Annotated in this window: 22 protein-coding genes and 1 riboswitch; of the genes, 3 read left to right on the plus strand and 19 right to left on the minus strand. The window is 59.8% G+C overall.

Annotation, left to right across the window (positions count from 1 at the left end; translation table 11 throughout):
• Positions 1 to 19: 19 nt before the first annotated feature.
• From AC0IYH_RS17760 to AC0IYH_RS17835, 16 genes are all read right to left on the minus strand, one after another.
• Positions 20 to 835 (minus strand): hypothetical protein, encoded by an 816-nt coding sequence (locus AC0IYH_RS17760; protein ID WP_471835469.1) that lies wholly within the window; start codon positions 833 to 835, stop codon positions 20 to 22.
• On the minus strand, positions 832 to 1,578 hold the full coding sequence (locus AC0IYH_RS17765; RefSeq protein WP_471835562.1) for a hypothetical protein: 747 nt from the start codon (positions 1,576 to 1,578) through the stop codon (positions 832 to 834). The genes AC0IYH_RS17760 and AC0IYH_RS17765 overlap by 4 nt, the downstream gene beginning before the upstream one ends.
• Before the next feature lie 65 nt (positions 1,579 to 1,643).
• On the minus strand, positions 1,644 to 2,423 hold the full coding sequence (locus AC0IYH_RS17770; protein WP_471835471.1) for a hypothetical protein: 780 nt from the start codon (positions 2,421 to 2,423) through the stop codon (positions 1,644 to 1,646).
• Positions 2,424 to 2,545: 122 nt separating this feature from the next.
• Positions 2,546 to 4,642 carry a lipase family protein gene (locus AC0IYH_RS17775; RefSeq protein ID WP_471835473.1) on the minus strand — a complete coding sequence of 699 codons (2,097 nt, stop codon included), beginning with the start codon at positions 4,640 to 4,642 and terminating at the stop codon, positions 2,546 to 2,548.
• Complete coding sequence (locus tag AC0IYH_RS17780; protein ID WP_471835474.1) at positions 4,639 to 5,184, minus strand: hypothetical protein; 546 nt, start codon at positions 5,182 to 5,184, stop codon at positions 4,639 to 4,641. The genes AC0IYH_RS17775 and AC0IYH_RS17780 overlap by 4 nt, the downstream gene beginning before the upstream one ends.
• 9 nt (positions 5,185 to 5,193) lie before the next feature.
• Positions 5,194 to 8,544: a type VI secretion system Vgr family protein gene (locus AC0IYH_RS17785; protein ID WP_471835476.1), complete on the minus strand. Its 3,351-nt coding sequence runs from the start codon at positions 8,542 to 8,544 to the stop codon at positions 5,194 to 5,196.
• A gap of 2 nt (positions 8,545 to 8,546) precedes the next feature.
• On the minus strand, positions 8,547 to 11,189 hold the full coding sequence (gene tssH, locus AC0IYH_RS17790) for a type VI secretion system ATPase TssH (protein WP_471835478.1): 2,643 nt from the start codon (positions 11,187 to 11,189) through the stop codon (positions 8,547 to 8,549).
• Between the two features lie 80 nt (positions 11,190 to 11,269).
• The gene (locus AC0IYH_RS17795) at positions 11,270 to 11,761 is read right to left on the minus strand and encodes an Hcp family type VI secretion system effector (protein WP_116630165.1); all 492 of its coding nucleotides are present in this window, start codon (positions 11,759 to 11,761) and stop codon (positions 11,270 to 11,272) included.
• Between the two features lie 26 nt (positions 11,762 to 11,787).
• Entirely contained in the window at positions 11,788 to 13,380 is a 1,593-nt protein-coding gene (locus tag AC0IYH_RS17800; RefSeq protein ID WP_471835480.1) for an OmpA family protein, read from the minus strand.
• Between the two features lie 104 nt (positions 13,381 to 13,484).
• Entirely contained in the window at positions 13,485 to 14,138 is a 654-nt protein-coding gene (gene tssL, locus AC0IYH_RS17805; protein ID WP_471835482.1) for a type VI secretion system protein TssL, short form, read from the minus strand.
• Positions 14,135 to 15,490 (minus strand): type VI secretion system baseplate subunit TssK, encoded by a 1,356-nt coding sequence (gene tssK / locus AC0IYH_RS17810; protein WP_471835484.1) that lies wholly within the window; start codon positions 15,488 to 15,490, stop codon positions 14,135 to 14,137. Before tssK ends, tssL begins: the two co-directional genes overlap by 4 nt.
• A gap of 23 nt (positions 15,491 to 15,513) precedes the next feature.
• The gene (gene tssC, locus AC0IYH_RS17815; RefSeq protein ID WP_471835486.1) at positions 15,514 to 17,052 is read right to left on the minus strand and encodes a type VI secretion system contractile sheath large subunit; all 1,539 of its coding nucleotides are present in this window, start codon (positions 17,050 to 17,052) and stop codon (positions 15,514 to 15,516) included.
• 34 nt (positions 17,053 to 17,086) lie between these two features.
• Positions 17,087 to 17,590 carry a type VI secretion system contractile sheath small subunit gene (gene tssB / locus AC0IYH_RS17820; protein WP_471835488.1) on the minus strand — a complete coding sequence of 168 codons (504 nt, stop codon included), beginning with the start codon at positions 17,588 to 17,590 and terminating at the stop codon, positions 17,087 to 17,089.
• 491 nt (positions 17,591 to 18,081) lie between these two features.
• Entirely contained in the window at positions 18,082 to 19,008 is a 927-nt protein-coding gene (locus AC0IYH_RS17825) for a FecR family protein (protein WP_471835490.1), read from the minus strand.
• A gap of 37 nt (positions 19,009 to 19,045) precedes the next feature.
• Positions 19,046 to 19,591 carry an RNA polymerase sigma factor gene (locus tag AC0IYH_RS17830; RefSeq protein ID WP_122772712.1) on the minus strand — a complete coding sequence of 182 codons (546 nt, stop codon included), beginning with the start codon at positions 19,589 to 19,591 and terminating at the stop codon, positions 19,046 to 19,048.
• Positions 19,588 to 20,226: a secretin and TonB N-terminal domain-containing protein gene (locus AC0IYH_RS17835; protein ID WP_471835492.1), complete on the minus strand. Its 639-nt coding sequence runs from the start codon at positions 20,224 to 20,226 to the stop codon at positions 19,588 to 19,590. The genes AC0IYH_RS17830 and AC0IYH_RS17835 overlap by 4 nt, the downstream gene beginning before the upstream one ends.
• A 223-nt stretch (positions 20,227 to 20,449) precedes the next feature.
• Between AC0IYH_RS17835 and AC0IYH_RS17840 the strand changes: the two genes are divergently transcribed.
• Entirely contained in the window at positions 20,450 to 20,749 is a 300-nt protein-coding gene (locus tag AC0IYH_RS17840) for a hypothetical protein (RefSeq protein WP_116630155.1), read from the plus strand.
• A 39-nt stretch (positions 20,750 to 20,788) separates the two neighbouring features.
• Positions 20,789 to 20,957: riboswitch (yybP-ykoY riboswitch) on the plus strand.
• A 10-nt stretch (positions 20,958 to 20,967) separates the two neighbouring features.
• Positions 20,968 to 21,531, plus strand: a complete 564-nt coding sequence (gene mntP / locus AC0IYH_RS17845) for a manganese efflux pump MntP (RefSeq protein WP_471835494.1) — start codon at positions 20,968 to 20,970, stop codon at positions 21,529 to 21,531.
• Between the two features lie 76 nt (positions 21,532 to 21,607).
• Here mntP and AC0IYH_RS17850 read toward each other — a convergent pair whose 3' ends face one another.
• Positions 21,608 to 22,675, minus strand: a complete 1,068-nt coding sequence (locus AC0IYH_RS17850; protein ID WP_116630153.1) for an NAD(P)-dependent alcohol dehydrogenase — start codon at positions 22,673 to 22,675, stop codon at positions 21,608 to 21,610.
• Between the two features lie 148 nt (positions 22,676 to 22,823).
• On the opposite strand from AC0IYH_RS17850, the gene AC0IYH_RS17855 reads away from it, so the two are divergent.
• Entirely contained in the window at positions 22,824 to 23,642 is an 819-nt protein-coding gene (locus tag AC0IYH_RS17855) for an alpha/beta fold hydrolase (protein WP_471835496.1), read from the plus strand.
• 56 nt (positions 23,643 to 23,698) lie between these two features.
• Here the strand turns inward: AC0IYH_RS17855 and AC0IYH_RS17860 are convergent, their stop codons facing one another.
• Complete coding sequence (locus tag AC0IYH_RS17860) at positions 23,699 to 24,085, minus strand: DoxX family protein (protein ID WP_116630151.1); 387 nt, start codon at positions 24,083 to 24,085, stop codon at positions 23,699 to 23,701.
• Between the two features lie 81 nt (positions 24,086 to 24,166).
• Positions 24,167 to 25,042, minus strand: coding sequence for a LysR family transcriptional regulator (locus AC0IYH_RS17865; RefSeq protein WP_122772707.1), 876 nt, complete (start codon positions 25,040 to 25,042; stop codon positions 24,167 to 24,169).
• Between the last annotated feature and the right edge of the window lie 98 nt (positions 25,043 to 25,140).

Raw genomic sequence — 25,140 nt, forward strand, 5'->3', positions numbered from 1 at the left:
CGGACCTTCCACAAAGTGATCATTGTGATTGCCCCAGGCGGATGGCTTGTAACTTCTTGAAGCTTGGGTCACGGCCATCAGACACTACGCTGCCGTCGGGGTATGTGTAGCGACTGAAGCCCTCGTTTTGCACCTTCGGTTCTACCGAATACAGCACGTAGTTGGCATGCAACAGCGGCTCAAACATCACCGCCCTAGCAGCCGGAGCGCGGTAATACAAATAGCTTTCACCTTCACCGAATAGCCGAGCGACCTTTTCATGGTTACCAATAAATTGTTCATTAACCCACGGGTAGTAGTCCTTCCTGATTATCACGTCACCATCGATTTTTATCGTCGGCTGAAAAACAGAACGTCGCTGTGGCAGACGCTGGTCAAACATCACGATAACCCCGCCTCCTGGCGCTCCCCTGACATTTTCACCGAAATGGGACGTGTTGCTGTAGGTGATGCCAAAAGTCACATTGCTCAGTTGCCACTGACATCTACCTTCGCCGTTGATAGGTAACTTCGCTTCATAAAGATCGCTCTGCCCCTGCTGTTGCGGCTGGACCGTAGTGGACAAGTAACCGTCCTCTTCATAACTAGACCAGTCGGAACCGGAGCGTTTGATTGGGCACTTCTCCGAGCGGTACATCACCCGCATGGGTTCCGCCGCAAGGTTCTGCGGGACCTTTACTGTGATGGTGACTTGCTCGCCATCCGGTGCCGGCGTGAACGCCTGGTTCTGGGCGCAACCGTTGAGGCTGAACAGCAGCAATAGCACGCCGCATGTTTGGGTAACGGGCTGTATGTGCTCCTGTAAGGAGCTGCGGACCTTCCACAAAGTAATCATTGTGATTGCCCCAGGCGGATGGCTTCAAGCTTTTTGAAGCTGGGGTTACGACCATCGCTTACAACAGTGCCATCGGGATATGTGTAGCGGCTATAGCCTTCGTTCTGCACTTTCGGCTCCACCGAATACAACACATAATCGGCATGTAGCATTGGCTCAAACGCTACTTTCCGTGCCTTTGTGGCGCGGTAATACAGATAAATTTCTCCTTCTCCGAATAACCAAACGAGCTTTTCGTGCGTGCCAATAAATTGTTCGTTGATCCTGGGGTAGTAATCCTTCCTGACCACCACGTCTCCATCGACCTCTATCGTAGGCTGAAAAACAGAACGTTGTTGTGGCAAATGGTGATCAAACATCACAATCACTCCGCCCCCGGGGCCAGCCTTAACGTTCTCTCCAAAATGTGTTGTGTTGGCATACGTAACGCCAAACGTCACATTGCTGAGTCGCCACTGGCATTTGCCTGCGCCGTTGATGGGTAACTTTGCTTCATAAAGATCGCTCTGCCCCTGCTGTTGCGGCTGAACCGTAGTGGATAAGTAACCGTCCACTTCATAGGTGCTCCAGTCTGCCCCGGAGCGTTTTATGGGGCATTTCTCCGAGCGGTACATCACCCGTATGGGTTCCGCCGCAAGGTTCTGCGGGACCTTTACTGTGATGGTGACTTGCTCGCCATCCGGTGCCGGCGTAAACGCCTGGTTCTGGGCGCAACCGTTGAGGCTGAACAGCAGCAAGAGCACGCCGCATGTTTGGGTAACGGGCTGTATGTGCTCCTGTAAGGAGCTGCGGACCTTCCACAAAGTAATCATTGTGATTGCCCCAGGCGGATGGCTTGAAGCTTCTTGAAACTGGGGTCGCTGCCGCCCATCACAACACTGCCATCGGAATAGGTGTATCGGTTGCGATTGCCCTTTTTATGCACCTTCGGCCCTACCGAATAAACAACATGATCGGCGTATAGCAATGGTTCGAACGTCACCTGTCGAGCTTTTGGGGCACGGTAATATAAATAAATTTCCCCCGAGCCGACCAACCAAGCCACCTTTTCATGCTTACCAATAAACTGCTCGTTAACCCAAGGGTAATAGCCCGTCCTGATCAGTACATCACCATCAACCTCTATCGTTGGCTGAAAAGCTGAACGTTGTTGTGGCAGGCGATGATCGAACATCACAATAATCCCTCCCCCTGGTCCCCCTCTTACATTCTCTCCAAAGTGGGTCGTGTTGCCATAGGTGACTCCGAAGGTCACGTTGCTCAGTTTCCACTGGCATCTGCCAGCGCCGTTAACGGGCAGTTTCACTTCATATATATCACTCTGCCCTTGCTGTTGCGGGAGTACCGTAGTGGACAAGTAACCGTCCTCCTCATAGGTACTCCAGTCCGCACCGGAGCGTTTGACAGGGCATTTGTCCGAGCGATACATCACCCGCATTGGGTCCGCTGCAAGATTCTGCGGGACCTTTACCTTGATGCTGACCTCCTCGCCGCCCGGTGCAGGGGAAAAGGCTTGGTTCTGGGCGCAGCCGTTGAGGCTGAATAGCAGTAACGCAACGCCGCTCGTGCGGATTAAATGAACGTTCATAGGCTATGGCCTCGATGCTGGGCGGCGAATTTGAGTGTGGGCAACGTTTGGTTTGAAGTGTTCATGGTTCAACTATTCCCCTGTGGCTACTTAGGTGAGTTGGGCCGTGGCCATCCGGTTGATCAGGCGCGCGCCTGGGTAATCTCGATCAACACGCCGAATTCGCGCTCACGACTGAAACGCTGCAAGGCCTCGGGGCCGCCTTCCATCCCCCGCGTGGTACGCAACGCCATGGGTAACAAAAGCTGCAGGGCAAGGAACTGTTCGTTGCGATGCCTTTCTGCTTCGGGCACCCCTTGCGTGTGCATCTGCTGTTGGAACTTCGCCCGTTGCGCCTTGCGTTCCAGTGGACGCTCGGGGTCGCTCAGTTCCAGCAACTGGTTATGCAAAAATGGCAGATAGGCGTCGACCATCGAGTGATCCCTCGGGTCGCTGCGATGGTTACTGCGCTGGGGGTTGGTGTGGGATGGAAAAAAGCGCGCCAGGTTTTGCTGATTCAATGCGCGAATCAGGGCCCTCTGGTCTTCCTCGGCGAAGCGGCTCAACTCATCGCTCAAGCTCGGCACCAGGTAGATGCGGGTGCTGTGCGGCAGACGCTTGAGAATAGTGCTGCGATAGAAGTGGCCCTCGGCTTCTTTTCTGTGCGCGGCAGAGTAGCGGGTGTCCTTGGACTCCACATGCTGGTCCGCGCGGTAGAACATGGCGATCTGGCCGTGATGCCAATAGGGGTCGCCAAAGCTCACCAACTTGCCCGCCATCAGTTCACCCACGGACCAGACGTAGCCCAAGCTGCCGCCCAATGGGCCGAGGGCCTTGTACATCCAGTTATCCAACTCGGCCTCGGGCGGTACGCTGGTGATCATGTCCGCGTCGTTTACATGGCGGAAGTGGGTAAATGCTTTTAGGCGCTCCAGTGCTTTTGCAGTGAAGGTGCGGGGCATCCCGTAGGTGTAGAGCAGAGGATTGCGGTCTTTTTGTTCAGCTGAGTGGATCAGTGCTAATGCGCCACCCAAGCTATGTCCACAAATAAATAACTTCCTATTAGCTAACGCCTCCCGAATCTCAGCGAAGCGTTTAGGAAACAAAACCTTAGCCACCTCAAACGCCTGCAAAAACCCGTAATGCACACTGCCCACCTCCGTCAGCGGCGTGCACGCCGTCTTCAAATCACACCCACTGCCATCGGCCGGCATAGGGCGATACAGGGCGTCGGTGAACCAGTCCGTGAGCTCCTGGGTCCCGCGCCAGGCCACGAGCACCTGGGTCTGGTTGATGCAATAGAACAGCTGGGTATTTTCGATGGTCAGCAGCGGTATCCCGGAGCCCGCCGGCGGGCGCTCGGCGGTCAGCGAATCGAGCATCACCGCTGTGGTGTAGCGCTGGTCAAAAGGCACGTCGACCACCAGCGCCGGCAGGCATGTGCCCTTGCCGTCGATCATGATCGGCGTGCGCGACAGGTCCAGGCACTGGCGGAAAAAGAACTCCTCCACCGAGCCTGCGATGGTACTGGCGTCGGTGCTAGGGCGTTGCTCCAACACCGCCTGGGTGACAGTGCTGTAGGAGAGGTTGGCCATCAAGCCAAGGTTATAGGCATTGGCCATGCTGTATTCAGGCTGGTGATGCAGGATCAACGACCAGGCTCGGAAGGGACAGACTTCCAGCACATGCCGGCGATTCAGCGCCTCGAAACCGAGCGTAAACCCACTGAATGCCTTGTCCGGAAAGTGGAACGGCGGGAGATGACTCGGGTCTGCCAGGGGCGGTTCAAAATCGGGCTTTTGATCGCACAACTGCCCGATACGCAGATAGTGATAACGGTGCCCGTCCGCCAAGGCTCGTTTCTCGATGGGCGAGAACCCCGTTGGCGGCGGGTCATAGCGGTAGGGCTGCAACGGCGACGACACCGGCAATTCGGCACGCAGCGCGCGCAAGCGTCGGGTTTTAAGTACCTCGGCCAGCGGATTGGCCGACAGCAATAAGGTCACTGCCAGCGGGTGCAGGCCCTCCAGGCGGATCACGCCCTGGGCATCGCTTTGGCCGGCGCACTCTGGGGCGCACGCCGCTCGCGTGGCGTCGTTAACCGCGCGATAAGGGATATTCGCCAGCGGTTCGCCCTGTTCGTCCAGTAATTGGAATTCGACCCAATGCTGTTTCTGTTTGCCGACAATAAAGTCTTTACGGGGGTTGAGCGTATCGGTGCGGTGGTGTGGACTGTTCATTTATCGCCAGCTCCTGTTACGCCTTGAACTGAAAAAACGCCGTTACGTTTGCCATCACACGCAGGCGTGATCTGGCTGCCATCCGCCAGCCGGGTGTATTGAAGGTATTCAAGGGTGCCTGTAGCGGTTTTGTTTACGCAGAACGTGGCGTCGTAGCTGTCCCTGGGGCTATAAGCATTACTTAGGCTGAATATATAAGTCCGATTAACTTCAAGTTTCAAAGGACCCGCGCTCACCTCATAAGTATCGGGTTCATATCCCTCCGGCACATCTTCAAAAACCATACAACCGCCGGGCTTCAACGCCAGCGGTTTAACTCCTGGCAAAAGGGACGCCCCCCACGCGGGTGGATTTTTCCGATAGCTTTCTGTTAGCGATACCCACCCCACGGCAAAATCACTTTTTGCATATTCAGGCAAACAAAGAGCGGGCTTGTCATTGATCGAAACCACAACGCCCACCTCTCTAAGCCCAAATGAAGTTGCATAAACACTTTCAACTATCAGCCATGGAAGGATGACCAAAGAAAATACATAGTTCATATATCCCTCTCAACGTGGAAGATGTGCTGTGTCAGCAGGATTTTGAAGCAGGTACTCAAGTGTCGTCGCCAGCAGTTGCGGGCTCTTGTTGCTATTGGCTCGATTCCACACGCCGCGCGGGTTGCCCACCACACAAATCAAATAATAATCCGAGATAATTTCGCCTTGCTGCTCCATGTTGTAATCAGCAATCACTCCCTCTTCATACAAGGTGTAGCGATAAGCAGCCGCGCCGCGACTGGTGACCGTCAGGCCCTTGCGCTTCACCGGATAACCCAGTTGGTACTGCCATACATGCGTCATCTCATGCATGAACAACGCTTTGTCTCTATCGGAAGCCGTATCGGAGAAATCGTCCCGGTAGTACTCGGTACTCGCCGGGTAATACATCTCCCCATTCGGTGTTACCGCCGTATTTTGCATACCTGCAAACAACCACCAACCACCGTGATGCACCTTCACTTTGCTGTAATTCACAGCGTCCCGGAATATCGTGCCTGCCATCGCGATTTCTCCCGGTGTCAGCGAACGCTTCTTGCCTTTGGGAAGAGGAACATCCCTTATCGAGTTATCGACATTCGTATCGTTGGTAAAAATATTACTTGAAACCAAATCAATCACTAACGCGGCTTGTGCATGACTGGCGGCACAACAAACTCCCTCTGCATTTTCTGGCGGTGAAAGTGCTACTTGAGTTATTTGAGTTGGCGCCTTGGTCACAATACGTTGCGTATAACCTTGTGCGTCTGTTACGCCCTCAAACGTAGTACCGTCCGCCAGAGTGGCGGAATACTGAACAGTGTTTACCTGTTCACCACTCGGGCCAATCAAACGCAGCTGCTCGTCATAGATGACTGCTTGCGGCAATTCTATCTTCAAGTCTCCCGGCACCAAGGTATGGACACTCATGGTCAAGCCATCCTTGTCCGTGGTGCCGTTGAAAATTTCACCTTGCTCAGTGGTTATTTGATAACGGGTGAATGGCATTGGTACCTGAGCTGCATCTTTCAGGCTGTACCCACCCGCATAACCTGCAGGCAACGGTGATGCCGGAGTCTCGAGCCGGTTACTGCCGAACTTGTGCACATCCGTAGCTTTAAGGTAGATGTTGCCAGGCGCCCCCAGCTCTATATCGCCGTCCTTCAAGCGGATATAGGCACCTCCACAGTTAAGTACCAGCTCTTGCGGGGCACTGATCTGGATACGGCCATCGACGCTCTCGATGTTGATGTCGGCCTGGGCTTGAACGTCAACGTCGCTGGCCTGAGCGTGCAGTTCGACCTTGCCGTGCGCCGCCTTGAGTTGCAGGTCGGCACTTTGCGCCAAGACGCTGACCCCTCCCTCGGCGGTTGCGGTGATGTCGCGCCCGGCACCGATGTCGGCGTTATGGGCGGCCATGATGCCGACGCTTTCTGTGCCGGAAGCCAGGCATATGGCTTTAGGGCTGAGTACGCCGATACCCGCCGGGGCATGCAACAGTGCTCCCGGTTGCGCCAACCCCGTGAGGGCCTCAAGTAGACCCAGCTGGCTATTGAGATCACCAGGTGTCACTTCAGCCTTACGCGCTGCCTGAGCCAGGGAGCGCGCCAGTGATAGTGCGCCTTGCAACTGCTGAATGGCGGCGTCCATATCGAGCTGCTCACCGCCGGCCTTAACCTGCTCATCGGCACTGATAAAAAGCCCTTTACCCCCTCGGATCGCCCCCCAACCGTCAGTGCGCAGCTCAAAACCCTCCCCACGTTTATTGCGCTCGGCATCGACCAAATGCCCCAGGTTCAGCTGGCTCTTGCCGCCATGCTCGGTACTGAGCTTGACGTGCTCCTGCCCACGCTGGTCATCCATGCGCAGCTTGTTGTTCGCCGGGGTACGCAGCACGTTGCGTTTGTCGTTGCGCATGGTCACGTGGTCCACATGCCGGCTGTCGTGCAGGGCATGGGCGATGTAGGGGCGGTCCGGGTCGCCTTGTTCGAAGGCGATGGCGACTTCGGTGCCGGCTATCAGCGGCAGGTGCAGGCCGTGGGTGTCGCCGGCGTACGGGCGGGCCAGGCGGAGCCAGACGCTTTCCTGGCCGGTTTTCCAGCTGTCGCGGTCGAACAGGAAGTTGACGCGGTAGCGGCCTTCCAGGTCGATATGCGCATACGGGTCGTTGACCCGCGAACTGGTGACGCGGGCCGGGACGGTGCCGGCGATTTGCGGTTTGGCCTTGAGCGGCGGGCGAAAGCACACGCTTTCCGAATAGGGCATCGCCTTGAAAGTGGCGATGAAACTGCTGTCGCGCGCGGCCGTGGTGGTCAGCCCGGTGATTACTGCGCCGAGCGTGAAGGCCTCAGGCGCACCGCCGGACACTTTGAGCACCTGCCCCGGTACCAGAATCGCACTGCTGCTGATGCCGCTGAGTCGGGTTTGCTCGTTGAGATAGCGCTCGTGACGCAGGCGGGCATAAAAGTAGCCGCTTTCGCTTAGCAGGCGTTCGTCCTGATCCAAGCGGTCGCCAAGCGCGCTATAGGGTTCGGCGTAGTGGTAAGCCTCGCCGTAGGTGGTGGTGGCGCCGCGTGTCTGGTCGATTTCGCCGCTCAGGTCGGCGCGGGCGTCGCGGTGCTGGTAGGCGCGGATATGCACCTGCTTCTCGACCACCGCGTGGCTCGATTGCAGTTGCCACACTCCGTCCTGCCCAGTGCTGCCGAGCCCGGACTGCGGGCGCAATGGCAGCTCAAGGCCGAACTGATAGAGGCGTTGATCGTCGCAGAACTCGACCACGTCGATACCCAGGCGGTCGTCAGCGGTGAAGCGGTACCAGATGCCGACCTCGGCCAGCAGGCGGGCGATAAAGTCCAGGTCGCTTTCGCCGTATTGCATCACCTGTTCGCGCCGGGGGTAGTCGCGTTTCAGGCTGAACAGGAAGTCCTGGCCAAGGAAGCCGTGGCGGTTACGCAGGATGCTTTCGACGATTTCCGGCACGGATTGGTGCTGGTAGATGCGGTACTGCCGACCGCGCGCCAGTAGCGCCAGGCGCGGCTGCAAAGTGACGGCATAACTGGCCTGGTCGCTGGAGCCGGAGTTGCGTGTGAAGCCGGTGACCACGCCATACAGGGTGCGCAGCGGTTTGATTTCCTCTGCACTAAGGTCCAGAAACGAACGTTTTTTTGGCGCTGCGGCGTGCAGGCTGAAACGGGCGTCCTGGCCGAGCAAGGAATCTGCCGCCAGGTCACGCTCGGTGCTGGTGAATTCCACGGTGTAGCTGTAGGGCTGGCTGAGGTGTTCTTCGCCCGTGAAGGCCAAGACATCGAGCCGGGCTTCGACCTTGCGCACACTCAGGGTGTGGCGGCTGTGGTCGAAGAAAGTCCGCAATCCATCAAGCATGCTCATACCTCCATCGCAACGGGCCGGGCCGTCTCGGGTACATCGGTGAAATGCAGCAGCACACCCTCCGTCTCGCTATAACCCAGCGTCACGCCGAGGGTTTTCAGGCGCGCGGCCTGGCGTTGCAGCAATTGCTGGCTCAGCACGGGCAGGATCTGCTGGTTAAGCAGGCTGTCGATGTTGCGCGCGCCGGTGTCGGGTAGCAGGCAGGCGGCGACCAAGGCTTGGTTGAGGACGGCGTCGATCTGGCAATCCAGGCCGTAGTGGCGCTGCAAGCGCTTGGCCACCTGGGCGAGTTTGATGGCGACGATGCTCTGCAATGCGTCGGCTTGCAGTGGGCGGTAGATCAGGGTTTGGAAACGCGCGAGCAAGGCCGGTTGGAAGTGTTCACGCAGGATCGGGCGCAGCAGTTCGTGCAGGATGCTGTCGGGCGCGTCGGGACGCTCTTGCAGGCAGGTTTGCAGTTGATCGCTGCCGAGGTTGGAGGTCATGAGAATGACGGTGTTGCGAAAGTCGATTTGGCGCCCTTCGCCGTCGCGCATGCAGCCGCGGTCGAAGACTTGGTAAAACAGGTTGAGTACGTCGCGATGCGCCTTTTCGACTTCATCGAGCAGCACCACGCTGTAGGGGCGTTGGCGCACGGCTTCGGTGAGCACGCCGCCCTGGCCGTAGCCCACGTAACCGGGCGGCGAGCCTTTGAGTTGGCTGACGGTGTGGGCTTCCTGGTACTCCGACAGGTTGAGGGTGATCAGCGACTTTTCGCCGCCGAACAGTTTGTCGGCCAGGGCCAGGGCGGTTTCGGTTTTGCCGACGCCGCTGGTGCCGACCAGCAGGAACACGCCCAGTGGGGCTTTGTCGTCGGTGAGGCCGGTCTTGGCGGCACGCAGGCGTTGGGCCAGGGCCCTGAGCGCAGGGGCTTGGCCGATCACTTGCTCGGCGAGTTGGTGTTCCAATTCGAGCAGACTGGCTTGTTCGTCCTTGAGCAGGCTGCCCAGGGGGATGCCGGTCCAGTCGGCGATGACTTCGGCCACGCTGCGGGCGTCGACGTCGAGTGATAGCAATGGCTGCTGGATATCGCTCAATTGTCGCTGCAACGCTGCGCAGGTCTCCCGTTGCAGCGGCTGCGCCTGGCGCGCTTCAATCAGTTGTTGGGTCAGGTCAAGTTCGTGTTGGTATCGGTCTTCCAAATCGAGGGATTGGCGGTGCAGCTCGGCGTGTTGTGCGGCAATTGCCGTCAGGCGATCCTCGGCGCTGTCGTCACCGAACTGCTGATCCTGCTCCAACGCCTGGCCCTCCAGGTCCAAGGCAACTTGCCGAGCGCGCAGGCGGACGAGCGCCTGGGGCTCGCAGTCCAGGCTCATGCGCACTCGGGCGCTGGCGGTGTCGAGCAGGTCGATTGCTTTGTCCGGCAGTTGGCGGCCGGTGAGGTAGCGGCGCGAGAGGGTCACGGCGGCCTGCACCGCCGCGTCCTGGATGTGCACGCCGTGATGTTTGGCGTAACGCGCCTTGAGGCCGCGCAGCATCAGGCAGGCAGTCGCATCATCCGGTTCATCGACCTTGACCCTCTGGAAGCGTCGTTCCAGGGCCGCATCACGTTCGAAATACTGCTTGTATTCGCTCCAGGTGGTGGCGGCGATGGTGCGCAATTCGCCACGGGCCAGGGCGGGTTTGAGCAGGTTGGCGGCATCCGCACCGCCGGCCTGGTTGCCGGCGCCGATCAGCGTGTGGGCTTCATCGATAAACAGCAGAATCGGGTTGGGTGACAGTTGTACGGCTTCGATGACGTTTTTCAGGCGTTGTTCGAATTCGCCTTTTACCCCGGCGCCGGCCTGCAATAAGCCCAGGTCCAGAATGCGCACGCTGACCTGCTTGAGGCTGTCGGGCACGCTGCCTTCGACGATGCGCAAGGCCAGGCCTTCGACCAGCGCGGTCTTACCGACGCCGGGCTCGCCCACCAGAATCGGGTTGTTCTTGCGTCGACGGCTGAGAATATCGATGACCTGGCGAATCTCGTCGTCGCGGCCGAACACCGGATCGATCTGCCCTGCCCAGGCTTTGGCGGTCACGTCGTGGGTGAACCGGTCCAGGGTGATTTTCAGGGCTTCGGACGATTCAGTGCTGGATGCGGCGGGCACTTCGATGCACTCGAGTGCCGCTTCTTGCTGCAGTTGCGGGCGTTCTTCGGAATGTTGATCAAGCAACTCAAACAACCGTTGTAACTGGGTATCGCTGATACTGAACAATGGCCATGCGGCGTCGCACACCAGCAGGTTCGGCGTTTCCAACAGCGCACCGAGCAGGTGGGCCGAGCGCAGCGTGTTGTTATTGCCGTCCAGGGAAGCCCGCATCCACGCATTTTTTATAAGCTGTTGCAGTTTGGCGCACAGCTGCGGTTTACCTTGCACGCTGCGCGGCAGGCTATCGAGATGGTCAAGCAGGCCATGCCAGAGGGCGTCCATATCCCATTCGTAACGGCGACCGATCAGGGTCAGGTCGCCCTCGCCCTGCTCCAGCAGTTTTAGCAGCCAGTGTTCAATGCTGATGTGCGCGTGCGCGCGGCTTTGGCACAAGGTGGCCGCCGCACTTAACGCCTGGGCGCAGTAGGGGTTGAGGCGACGAAGCAAGCGGGTGGAGTTCTGTGCCATACGGTTACATCCTTGTTCTGGATCTTCGAGTGTTGGAACCAGAAGCAGCAGGCAAACACGCGCCTGCTGCCCCACGCGCATCAAGCGCTTTGGCGTTCATTCCACGAGTCGGAGTGGATGATGTTGCCGTCCTTGTAGGTCCAGGTGACCTTCTCGTAGCGCAGCTCGATCTGCTCCAGGTGGTTGTGTTTTTCTTTGCTTGGGTCTTTGACGTCGTGCATTTTTGGCGCGACTTTCACCACCTTGACGTTTTCCAGCGTGGTGACGAAGTACTCGACTTCCTGCCCCGCATCATCAATGCGGTACCACTTGAACTCGGCACTCTTGAGGGTTTGCCCGGTGGTCACGGCCTTGTAAAGGTAAGGGCTGGACGCATCGATTTCCTTGGAAAACAGAAACGGGGTGTGTACGCGTGTGCCGGTCAATTTGCCGGTGTTGTTGTCGGTGGGGATGTACAGGCTGTGGTCCTGGGCAATAACTTCGATGCTGCCTTCGCGCTTTTGCACGTCCACCGAGCCTTTGATGTTTGCGCCACCGTCGTCTTGCAGCCAGAGGTAAACAGGAATTGCCATGGGTTGAAGCTCCTTTTCTTGGAAATTTAAATGTCGCGGGATGCGACAGGGGGTTGCCTGTCCGGCGCTGTGGAGAGCGCGCACGCCCCTGCCTCAGGTACCAGACGGATATCAACGCGGCGGTTGGCAGCACGCCCCGCCTCGGTGTCATTGGTGTTGATCGGTTGGCTGGCGCCGAAGCCCTGCACCGCGAAACAGCTGTCGGGAATGCCGCCCATCTGCTGCATCCAGGCGTGCACGGCAGCGGCGCGAGCGCGGGATAACTGCAGGTTTTTGTGCGCGTCGCCGGTGGCGTCGGTGTGCCCGGCGATCACAATCAGCCAGCCCGGCTGGGCCTTGATGCCAACCAGCGCATTGATCAGGACCTTGGTGGAGCCCGGCTTAAGCTCGGCACTGCCGGTGGCAAACAGCGACAGGCTATCCAGCCGTACCGTGCCGGCACTGCGTACGGGCGCGGCGGTCGGCGCAGGCTCGACATGTGCGGCCAACACAGCCAGCACCGGCGCACGCAGGCGTTCTCCACGGTACAAACCCAAGCCGAGGGCCAGGGGCGCACCGTATCGGTAGTAAGAATCCAGACGGCGGGCGTCCTGGCGAAGCACGGTCATGGCCTCTTCACGCCAGATAAACTCGCGCTGCTCACGCTGGGTTGGCTGGGGAATGGCGGCATAGCGGCGCATATCGTCATTGATCTGGCGCAGCAACAAAGTGTTCTGCCACGCCGAGCTGCCGAGCGCAGCGACACCGGCAACGGCGAATAACCACAGCGCAGCGATGCTTGCCCGTTGTAGCGGCGCGCGCCGCGGGCCACGCGCAAGCAGGTTGAGTAGAGGGTCCGGGAACGGCAGGGTCGCATCCGCCACCCGCGGTCGGGTGTCGGCCAGTGCAACCCTGCTACGCAACCATTGCTGCCATAGATTGCCCTGCACGGTATTTGGCAATGCCGGTACCAACTTGACTGCGCAGACCGCAGCCAGGCTGGAAGAGCTGTGTGGCAGCACCGCGTCATACAGCCAGGCCACGACGCTGGCGAGCTGTACACTCGCGTGCATCCGCGCCGCTTGTGTGGATGAATCTGCGCTGTGCTGCTGCCACTCACGCAAACTGACGCAAGCGCCCGCGTTACGCACACGGGCGTCGGGCTGGCCGTTGTCCCAACTGAACCACGGCTCGTCCCCCTGGGTTTGCAGGTAGCTCACCAGCAACAGCGGCAACGCCAGGCCACGTTTGCGCGCCAAGCCCAGCTGGTGGCTGAAAGCACGCACCTGCCCAGCGAGCACGGCACCGTCGCTGTGTTCGCCCGGGTTGACGCAGAACATCACACTGAGTTGCGCGCCCCAGTCAGGGCGCTGGGCCAGGATGCCATCGGTGACAGCGGGCAGTTGGTCCAGGCTGGGGACACGGACATAGCAACCTTGTACGGTCACGCGCAGGGCCATCTGTTCAGCAGGAAGCGGACCAAACAGGCCAGTCAAGCCGTCGCCGCAGACCAACACGACAGGGCCACGAAATGCAGCCGCAGGCAAAGCCGGGCTGTCGGCAAACAACTCACGTTGTTGAATGGCACGGCGCCCAGACAAAACCCAGGCCAGCGCAACACAACCCGTTACGGCCAACATGCCAGAGACTCGCATCCACAGTTCGAGTGGAACGATGACCAGCAACGCGAGAGCCAGTGCCCCCGTCCACAGGTAAAGGATTCGGCGCAAATGAACGCTCATCTTCATCCCTGCCCAGGCAAGAGCGAGCCAATCGTGCCGCTCAACAGGTGATCCAACCCCCACCACGTGGCTGTCAGCAATGCCGCCACCGCCACAACATGCATCAGCGGTGAACGCAGCCAGGTCACCCGTGCAATCCAGTTGACTCGTCCCGCCTGCGTTACCAGATGCTGACTGATACCAAGGGGCGTGACCCGGGCGCCGAGGGCAACCAATAATTGCTCACGCTCGGGATCACTCAGCTCTCGGTAACGGCCACGAAACCCCAACATCAATATCCGTTGAAAGACCGTCATTACATGCCGATCGGGCGCAGGCTCGCGCAACACTTCGCGCATGTCCTCGTACAGAAATTCGCCCGCCTGATGGCGATTGAAAAACCTGGCCTGTAACGGCTCGCTGGCCCATAAGTCCCGTGCGTCTGCGTTGGCGGACGTGAGCACGGCTTCATCCAGCAACGCACATTGCGCGTGGCTGATACGCTCCACGTTGCGCTGGCTGAGGCCCGCCTGCTTGAGCGCCTGCCGCACCAGCTCAACCTGCCCCACGCACAGTTGCATCAGTTCGCGGCCGTTCTGCACGCTGGCGCCCTGGCGCAACTCAACCACCAGCAGATAGGTGTCTTGCAACAGTGCATCGATATCCAGCGGGTTCATGAGCGCAATACCGCAAACAGTTCAAGCTTCACGTCGGCCAAGGTACTTGGCACATAGAACGCACAGACGCCTTCATCCAGCATGGCCTGGCCCTTGGGGTGGCTGAGACCGAGCGCGAAATACTGGTTTTCCAGGCGTAACGGAATCGCCGCCGGCACATGGCTGAGGGACTGCAACGGCACGCCATCGAGTGCGACGTTGACCAGGTGGTTGACGTCGTCGGGCGTGCCGATCTTGCACAGGCGCGGGAATTGGTCCTGCAACTGCGCGGCCGGCAGACGGCAACGCACCGACAGGTAAAAATCAGCCCCATCACGCTCGCGCAAGCGCGGGTCATTCAGCGTGACCTGCCAGCGATTGGCGCCGTGTTCTTCCAGCACCAAGGCAATCACCCGCGACGGCAGGCTGGCTTCCAGCAGCAGCGAGAGGGTATGCATCAATGGCGGGAATACGGCTTCCAGGTGTTCATGCCGGTAGGCCGGAATCCTGTCGATATCGTGTTCCAGCGAAAACGTCAGCAGGCTGCCGGCCAGCTTGATCAGTTGCTGGTAGACCTGCTCCGGGTGCCGCGCGGGAAACGCCTTGAGATCCGCCAATACCGGCTGATAGGTGTTCAACGCGTTGAGCAACCAGAACAGCGACACATCCGCCACCGCAAAGTCGGCCATGCGCTGATTGCTTTCGCGGCGCATGCCCATCAGCCGTTGCCGCTTGGCGGAGAGCTGCGTCAGCAGGTTGTCCAGCTGGTTCAACAACCCCGGATGCGCAGCGAAACTCAACAGCGGCGGCACATAGGCCGGGTCGAGAGCCCAGGCGCCCTGCCCGTCACGCACCAGGCGTGCGACCGGGCAGGTCAGGTAGTCGGCGTTGTCATCCGTGTCCAGGCGCAGGCTCAGGGCGTGTTCGAGCACACCGATCGACTGCGTCTCGTCGGCATAAATATCCTGGACTTCACGCCAGGCCTGGCGATAACGCAGGGGGCGATCAGCTCGCCCGCCGTCGAACAGGCAATTGTTGCCATTGGCCTGCTCCAGCGGCAAGGCCAGGTGCAAGATCGCTTGCTGATCAGCTTCGACCAGCAATTGCGCCAGCTCCAATGCAGGCGGCAGGCGATCTACCTGATCGGTGTCCACCAAGGTGCCATCGGGCATGCGTACACGCATTTGGGTGGCCTTGAGTTTCCCCAGGCGCAAGGCGTCCATGTCGAACCCGACCCCCAGCACACCCCACGGGTGTACTTGCGACAGATGCGCCAGGCTTTCGTTGGTCCAAGCCTCCCAGCGCGCCTGCTGCTGGAATTGTTGCGGCGACAGCAAGGCTCCCGCTGCCCACAGGGGGCGGTCGATTTTCATCACGTCATTCCCTGAGAAGTGGCTTAGGCCTTGGCCTTGGGCATTTGCGAAACCAGCGACAGGTTCACGTCCATGCCCTCGACCTGGAAGTGCGGCACCGCATACAACTTGACGCGGAAGAAGCCGGGGTTGTCCTCGATGTCTTCCACCGTGACCTTGGCGTCACGCAACGGGTGCGAGGCCTGCAAATCATCGCCGGGGTCGGTCATCTCGGTCACCAGGCCGCCGATCCATTTGTTCAGCTCCAGTTCCAGCAGGCGACGGTCCTTGGTGGTGCCAATGTTTTCGCGCTGGATCAGCTTCAGGTAATGGGCGATGCGTGAGAGCAGGAAGATGTAGGGCAGGCGCGCGTTGATCCGACTGTTGGCGGTGGCGTCGGGCGTGTCATACAGCGCCGGTTTTTGCGCGGAGTTGGCCGAGAAGAAACACGCGTAGTCGCGGTTCTTGTAGTACGAAAGCGGGATAAAACCGAGGTTGGCGAATTCAAACTCGCGGGTTTCCGGGATCATCACTTCCGAGGGGATCTTGACCTGGTTGCCAGTGCCAAGGTCGTACAAGTGGATCGGCAATTCAGTCACCGCGCCCCCTGATTGCGGCCCGCGAATCTGCACGCACCAGCCATTGGTGATGAAGCTTTTGACCATGTTCGCCGCAAAGGCAAACGAAGCGTTGGTCCACAGGTACTTGGCGTGGTCCGGGCCCTTGACGCTTTCGATGTAGTTGAAACTGCGTACCGGGATGGTGTCTGGCCCGTAAGGCAGCCGGCCCAACACGCGCGGCATGGTCAGGCCGATATAGCGTGCGTCGTCGCTGTCACGGAAGGCCTTCCACTTGATGTACTCGGCGCGGTCGAAGTAGTTGCCGATATCCTTGATCGCGGCCACTTCTTCCATGGTGTCCTTGCCGAAGAACGCCGGCCCTACCGAACCCACAAACGGCATATGGGCCGCCGCTGCCACTTTGGAAATATTGCGCAGCAGCGCGATGTCCTGTGGGCTGCGGTCGAATTCATAGTTGGAGATGGCCGCAGCAATCGGCTCACCGCCGGGGGTGTCGTATTCCTGGGTGTAGGTGTGCAGGTACAAGCCGCTTTGGGCGATTTCGGGGGCGTCCTCGAAGTCCTGCACCAGGTGATCCTTGCTGATATCCAGCAACTCGATGCGCACATTCTGGCGGAAGTCGGTCTGGTCGATCAGCGACTTCACGCCGCGCCAGGTCGACTCGACACGCTGGAAATCCGGGTGGTGCATGACTGCGTCAAGCTGGCGGCTGATCTGCATATCCAATGAGGCGATATGTTCGTCCAGCAGAACTTTATCCAAACGTTCGACTTTTTGCGGCGACTGTTTAAGCAACTTCAAAAACACACTGACCGCAGCCGTTACGCGCTCATCGGCAGACACCTCGGAGAGTGCTTCCGAGTTTTGAAATACCTCGATGCCACCCAACGTGGTAACAGGGCTTAAGTTAATCTTGCTGAACAGCGCGCCATATACACCAAGACTTTCGGCAGGCAACACTGTAGCGCCGTGCGATTGCACGCTCGAACTTTCTATAGACATGTTTAAACTTCCCTTCTGATACGACCGATATGAATTAGCGTTGCTCTTCAGGCGCCAAAGCAGCCAACTCGGCGCGTAACTCGTCACTGAGCGCGTCATCCTTGAGGATGCGCTCCAACTCATGGCGGAAGGTCACGTTATCCAGCAGGTTCGATTTGAGATCACGCAACAGATTGCGCATGGCCAGCAAGGCGCGCAGTTGCGGAATCTGCCGCGCCACCTGTTCGGGCGCAAAGTCTTTAATGCTCTGGAAATTCAACTCGACCGATGTATCCGACGCGTCACCCGCCAAGGTGTTATTGACGGCTAGCTTCAGGCTAGGCGAGAACTCGCCCAGCACGCTGTCGAAGTTGTTTTTATTGATGTCGACCTTGTCGCGTTCAGACAGCGGGCGCTGCTCTTTGCCGTTGCTGTAGTCGCCGATCACCATCAGTTTGAGCGGTAGTTCGACCTTTTTCTGAGCCCCGCCGGTATGCAGGTCGAGCTTGATATTAACCCGTGCCTTGGGCACTTCGTTTTGGAAACTGTTTGACGCCATAACGCTCCCCTCCGGCGGGCCCGCTGCTCACCAGCCAACCCGCCGTCGTCTGTAAATCCCATTTAATTAGAGGTATGAAGCGCTTCCACAACATAAGGGGCGTTCACTTCCTTCCAAAACACAATGAACTATTTCAGATAATCCTTACTAGCCTCTACATTGCGATGGGGAGCTTTCAGCGGCAGTTTGAAGACACGTCCTACAATTTTCCCCTTGAGGTGACAACCACGCTGACCGTCATGGGATTAGCCTTACATTAAAAAGAAGTATTAAAGACGGACTTTTCTCCAAGTAAAAGAACATTCAAAACAACAAGTTTATATTTATATTAAACATCATGTATCTAGCTGGATTGGGACAGCACAAAAGGCGACTTCAACGTATTGAAGTCGCCGACTTGTCACTGAAGCTCTGAACTGCATACGCGACGCGCGCATGAGGGGTAATAGCGGGGACGATCCATGCAGCGCTGGGTAACCGTAAACCGAAGCCTAACTCAACAAAACCACCCCGCCCGGCAGCTCCGTGCACTTGGCCCCATAGGCATCCCGAATCAACAACGCCACGCCCGCCAGCTGCTGCAAGCTGAACCGCGCCTGCACCCGCCGCTGCCCCAGTTGCTTGTTAAGCAACACCAGCATCCCCGGCCGATAGCGATTGATCTCATCCACCACGGTTGCCAGCGTGGCGTTATTGAAGACCAGGATCTGCTCACGCCAGGCCACCACCGCCTGGGTGTCCACCACCACCGGTTCACCCACCCCAGCGGCGCTGTAGGTCAACTGGCGCCCGCCCTCGAGCCGCACACTGCGCCCGGCGACATCCACCGACAGCGTGCCCTCGATGCAGGTCACGCACACCTTGTTATCGGTATTACGCAGATTGAACCGCGCCTCCCCAGCGCTCACCCAGCCGGCGCCGGCCAACACCTTGAGCGGTTGCACAACATGGGCAAGCACTTCAACTTCGCCTTCAAGCAGTTCGATCCCCTGCCCCACGCGGCTGACGCGCGTTTGAGTATTGAGTTCCAGGCTGACCCCTTCGCTCAGCAGCACTTGCCGCTGCTCGCCGACTTCGGTGCGATAGTCCGCCGTAAGGCCGGCAAAGCCGCCAGGGGCACCCACGCGTACCATCACCACGGCCGCCGACGCTGCAATCGCGCCGCCGAGGAAAGCCCGCCGGCCAAACGCACGGGGCTGCGCCACCTGCTCGGCAGCCGGCGCCAATTGCTGCCATAACGCCTTGGCCTGCTCGAACGCCTGGGCGTGTTCGGCACTTTGCGCGCGCCAGGCCTGCAAGGCCTTGGCGTCGGCAACGGTGGCACGGCCCGAGGTCAGCAGGAGCAGCCAGTCGCGGGCCTCATCGTGCACGGGGCTGGCGGCGGTTTGCCGGGCGGTGGAGAGGTTAAAAATGTTCAAGCGCGCACATACTCACGGATTTATCAGGGACTCGACATTAAGACGGTTTTCCGGCCCCGGGACCGAACCGCTGGATCACTTTTCTTTCCAGGCGCTTGGCGCAGTGGCCCAGGGCGGCCTTGATTTCCTTCTCGACCATGCGCGTGGAAATCCCGAAACGCTGGGAGATTTCCAGGTGCGGCGCCTCTTCCAGGCGCGCGGCAATCAGGATTTTTCGGCGGCGTGCCGGCAGCTCGTAGAGGGCCTTGACCAGGGACTGGATTTCTTTCTGGCCGCCCACCACCCGCGAGGGGTCCTGGGCTTCGTCGGCGCTTTGCAGCAACTCTTCCACTTCGCTGCCGGTGAGCAAACGCGCATCGGCCTGGCGACGGTCGGCGGCGATGTTCAGGGCCATGCGGTAGAGGTAGGCGTTGGGTTGCGCCAGGTTTGGCGGCACGTCCATGCGATCGACCCGCAGGTAGGTTTCGTGCAGGACGTCGTTGGCCAGGTCCTCCGAACCCAGGCGCTTGCGCAAACGCACCTTGAAGTCGTCGTAGGAGGCCAGGAACAGGCTGACCATCGTACTGTGCCCGGTATTTTTCATCCGCCCCAGGCTCCTTTTGCTGCTGTGCATTCCATGCGTATTCCTGTGGTGTCGGGCATCAGAAGTAAAGTCACCGGCTGGCGCAGTGAGCTTGGCGCCGGGCGATCCACCCGCGCCGTGCCCAGGCTGCGTACCAGTGCTTCATCGCGTTGTTCATCGCCGGTGGAGCTGACCAGCCGGCTGTGTTCGATCACACCCAATGGGTTGACCCAGACCTGCACCAGCGCGCGAAAACTGCCGGGGCGGGTCAGGGGCGAGCGGCACAGGCTGGCTTCGATTGCCTGCTGCAAGGCCGTGGCGTAGCTGTTGTTGATGCGCGCCGCGTGCCGTGCCGCCGCGCCCCGAGTAGCGGGTGGCGGGCTGACCTCGGGGGTCTGCAAGGTAAACGCATCGCTGCGTGCATAACGCGCCATCAGGCCACTCCCGGTCAGCAACATCGCCAGTGCCTCTTGCGCCGTAAAGCGCCCGCGCACACCGATGGAGCGCCGGCCTCGGGTCAACTCGCGGTCGACCAGCACCGCCATGCCGGTGGCGCGGCTATAGGCTTGCAGGGCGTGTTCCAGGTCCTGCGCCGGCAGGTTCAACACCAGCGGCGCTGACTCCGCCCGTACCGCCCCGGCAGCGCTGAGCAGCAACAGCAAGACCAGGGCGCATACGGCGCGCCGCCAGGCCCCCTGTTCACCCCCTGCTCTGCATCGCTGCACGGCCGACGCGCCCTAGAAAACCGTCATCCTGAGGCCAGTTTATGAACCTGATGTTACGGTGATAGCAAAAAAAACATCACGGTGACGGGAGGCCCGCTGCACTAGACTTCAAAGCCTAACGGCCCCTCTCCCCCGGGCCAGCCAGGAGGCTCCGATGAAGCTGCTACCGACCCTCGCCAGCCTGTTGCTGTGCGCCGCCCTGCCCTTCGCCGCCCATGCCGACAACTGCACGGAAGTCTCGGTGGATGGCTACAAGGCGCCCGACTATGGTTGCCTGAGCCAGCAGATGGGCAATGACTCGAATGCAACCAAGGCCGCGCAAAAAAACCGCGAGGCGCAGAACCTCGGCGTGGAAAAACGCCAGCCGAACAAAGTGGGCCTGGCCACGCCGGCGGCCACCAGCGTGCGCATGGGCAATACCTTCGGCACGTCGGTGAAGCCGCAGCGGCCATGAGCGGTTTGACAAAATTTTCATCTGCGCCCACCTATGATCGCCCTCCTCGTTGGGGAGTAACCGGCTTCTGACCCGTGCAGAAGCGTTCGTATCAACATATTCGGCAACCTGCCGTGGTACGAACACCGTTTGGTTGGTGAGACCAGCGACACCTCCATGCCTGAAGTCGGGCGTGTGGTGGTGTCGTTGTGTCCCATAGCCCGACTGGAAGCCTGACCGTGAACCCTATTTCCCTGATTCTCCTGGCCTTGGCCATGTCTACCGACGCCTTTGCGGCGGCCATCGGCAAAGGCTCCAGCCTGCATAAACCACGCCTGACCCAAGCCCTGCGCGCGGGCCTGATTTTTGGCGTGATCGAAGCCATCACGCCGATGATCGGCTGGGCCATCGGCCATGCCGCCACCCGCTGGGTGGAAAACTGGGACCACTGGATCGCCTTTACCCTACTGGTCGCCCTGGGTATGCACATGATCTGGAACGGGCTCAAGGCTGACGATGAGGAAGCCGAAAAGCCGACCCAGCATTCCTTCATGATCCTCGCCGTTACCGCTTTTGCCACCAGCATCGACGCGCTGGCGGTGGGCGTGGGCCTGGCGTTTGTCGACGTGAATATCCTGGTGGCCTCGGCGGCCATTGGCCTGGCGACCATGACCATGGTGACCCTTGGCATGATGCTCGGCCGGGTGCTGGGCACGGTGGTGGGCAAGCGTGCCGAGATGGTGGGGGGTGTGGTGTTGATGCTGGTGGGTGCGACGATTCTTTATGAGCATCTCTCGGCCTAAAGAACAACCGAGAGCAAATGTGGGAGGGGGCAAGCCCCCTCCCACAGGGTCCCTCAGTGTTTTGGGGAATGTGGACTCAGGCTGCGTGGCTTTCCTTTTTCAGACTGTCCATATCGATCACAAACCGGTACTTCACATCACCCTTGAGCATCCGCTCATACGCTTCATTGATGCCCTGGATATCGATCATCTCCACATCCGAGACAATCCCGTGCTTGGCGCAGAAGTCGAGCATGTCCTGGGTTTCCTGAATGCCGCCGATCAACGAGCCGGCCAGGCTGCGGCGCTTGAAGATCAAGCCGAACACCGCCGGCGACGGATGCGGGCTGTCGGGCGCGCCGACCAGGGTCATGGTGCCGTCGCGCTTGAGCAGGTTGAGGAAGGCGTCGAGGTTGTGCGGCGCAGCGACGGTGTTGAGGATGAAGTCCAGGCTGTTGGCGACCTTGGCCATTTCATCCGCGTTCTTGGACACCACCACCTGGTCGGCGCCCAGGCGCAGGCCGTCTTCACGCTTGTTCGGTGAGGTGGTGAACAGCGTCACATGTGCGCCCATGGCATGGGCGATCTTCACCGCCATATGCCCCAGGCCACCCAGCCCGACCACACCGACCTTTTTGCCAGGGCCAACCTTCCAGTGGTGCAGCGGCGAGTAGGTGGTGATGCCCGCGCACAGCAACGGCGCCACGGCGGCCAGGTTGGAATCGTCGTGGGAGATGCGCAGCACGAATTTTTCCTTGACCACGATGCTGTCCGAGTAGCCGCCAAAGGTGTTTTCACCGCCGAACACCGGGCCGTTGTAGGTACCGGTAAAGCCGTTCTCGCAGTATTGCTCCTCGCCCTCGGCGCAGGATGGGCAGTGTTGGCAGCTGTCGACCATACAACCCACGCCAGCCAGGTCACCGACCTTGAATTTCTTCACGTTGCCGCCCACTGCCGTCACACGGCCGACGATTTCGTGGCCGGGCACCGAGGGGTACAGGGTGTTGTGCCACTCGTTGCGTGCGGTGTGCAGGTCGGAGTGGCAGACGCCGCAATAGAGGATATCGATCTGTACGTCGTCAGCCCCTGGCGCGCGGCGCTCGAAGGTATAGGGCTTGAGGGAATCCTTGGCGTTCTGGGCGGCGTAGCTGTAAGTCTTGGCCATTTCGTTCACCTGTGTGATCTGACGGTAGAAGTCAATGGACCAGCATAGACGCTGAACCGTTCAACCGAGCACACCCGTACAAGCCCTTCGTCCGGTTTGGCGCAATAGTGAGCTGGAGTCTTTTTGCCCCCTCACCCAGGAGTTTTCCATGAGCACATTTGTTGCAAAAGACGGTACCCAGATCTACTTCAAGGATTGGGGCAGCGGCAAGCCCGTGCTGTTCAGCCACGGCTGGCCGCTGGATGCCGACATGTGGGAATACCAGATGGAATACCTGAGCAGCCGCGGCTACCGCACCATCGCGTTCGACCGCCGTGGTTTTGGCCGTTCGGACCAACCCTGGACCGGCAATGACTACAACACCTTCGCCGACGACATCGCGCAGTTGATCGAGCATCTGGACCTCAAGGACGTGACCCTGGTGGGCTTCTCCATGGGTGGCGGCGACGTGGCCCGCTACATTGCCCGCCACGGCAGCGCGCGGGTTGCCGGCCTGGTGTTGCTGGGCGCGGTCACGCCGGTCATGGGTCAGAAACCCGATTATCCGCAGGGTGTGCCTGCCGAAGTGTTTGAAGGCATCAAGGCGGGCCTGTTGAAAGACCGTGCGCAATTTATCGCCGACTTCAACACGCCATTCTTCGGCATCAATAAACGCCAGGTGGTTTCCGCAGGCGTGCTGACGCAGACCCTGCAAATTGCCCTGCAAGCCTCGCTCAAATCCACCATCGACTGCGTAACTGCATTCGACGAAACCGACTTCCGCCCGGACATGGCCAAGATCGACGTACCAACCCTGGTGATCCACGGCGATGGCGACCAGATCGTACCGTTCGAAACCACCGGTAAAGTCGCGGCCGAGATGATCAAGGGCGCTGAACTCAAGGTCTACAAGGATGCGCCCCACGGCTTTGCCGTGACCCATGCGCAGGCCTTGAACGAAGACCTGCTGGCGTTCCTCAGCCGCTGAAGCAGCTGAAGCACCCCTCTCCTTGTTTGGCCGGGCTTGCCCGGCCTTTTTTTTGCTCAGGAGAAACGTTGGCCAAGGCTCAAGCGCCCCGGCCCGGCAATCAACACGCTGGTGAAGATGATCAGCAGCAACCAGCCGAACTGCCCTTCAAACAACGTCCACTCCGGGTGCACCACCACCATCGCGATCAACAGCACCGCCAGGATCGGCAGGCATGCCAGACGCACCAACACCCCGGTGATGATCAGCAGCGGGCACAACACCTCGGCAAAAATCGCCAGCAGCAAGGTGACATGCGCACCGAGGTGGAACGGGTCTTCGATCAGCTTCAACTGCTCGCTGTAGTTGAGCAATTTGGGCAAGCCGTGCACCCATAGCAAAAACAGCGCCCCGCTGACCCGCAGAAACAGCAGCCCCAGGTTCTGGTTTCTTGATTCGTTCATAAATTGCCTGCGTCCTTAGAAAATCACCAACCGCGAGTCTGTTCCCTTGGACGTACGCACGCTTGCAACCGTGTGCTGACCTCACTCCCCCGTGCCGGCAAACCCGGCGACAATTTCATCGATCACCACCCGCACCCGCGCGGTGTGGCGCAGGTCGGCGTGGGTCACCAGCCACACGTCGTAGGGCAGTGGCCGCGTGCGCTGCGGCCACAGGCGCACCAGGCCGTCGCGTTCGCCGGTGTAGATGGGGATTTCGCCAATGCCGATGCCGGCAGCGATGGAGCGGCGCACCAGCAGGCTCGAACTCAATGCAGCTACAATCCGCCCGCGCCCCAAGGGTTCGGACACCAGGGTCATGTCCTTCTGGGTTTGCAGGTAAGGCTGGTAGACCACCAGGTCGTGGCCTTCAAACAGGCTGCCGGGCTCGGGGATGCCATGGCGGTCGACGTAGGCCCGTGAGGCAAACAAACCCACTGGCCAGCGCGCGATGCGCCGGGCGATCAGGTCGGGGTTGTCGGGCCGGGTGTTGCGCACGGCGATGTCGGTTTCACGCTTGGCCAGGCTGAGGAACTGCGTGGATGCATCAAGCTGCACGCGCACGTCGGGGTGCTGTTCATGCAGACGGGCAATCGCCGGGATCATGAAATCGATGGCCAGGGAGTCGGTGGTGCTGACGCGCACGATGCCGGTGAGGCGCTCGTCCAGGCCCTGGATCTGGCGCTCCAGGTCGAGGGCCGAGCGTTCCATTTTCTCCACCGAACGCAGCGCGGCTTCGCCCACGGCGGTCAGCGCGTAGCCCTCGGAGGTGCGCAGAAACAAGGTCGCACCGAGGGATTTTTCCAGCGCATTGACGCGTCGGCCAACGGTGGCCTGGTCCACCCCCAGCACCCGTGCCGCACCGCGCAGGGTGGACTCGCGGCACACCGCCAGGAACACCCGTGCATCGTCCCAATTCATGTTGATTCCTTATGCTGCGTATATGCATCAGAGCGCCGTGTAATCGCTGCATTATTGCATCAACAATCGCGGATATGCTGGGCGCCAGAGAAAAATAC

The organism is Pseudomonas sp. AC463 (genome assembly GCF_979253585.1).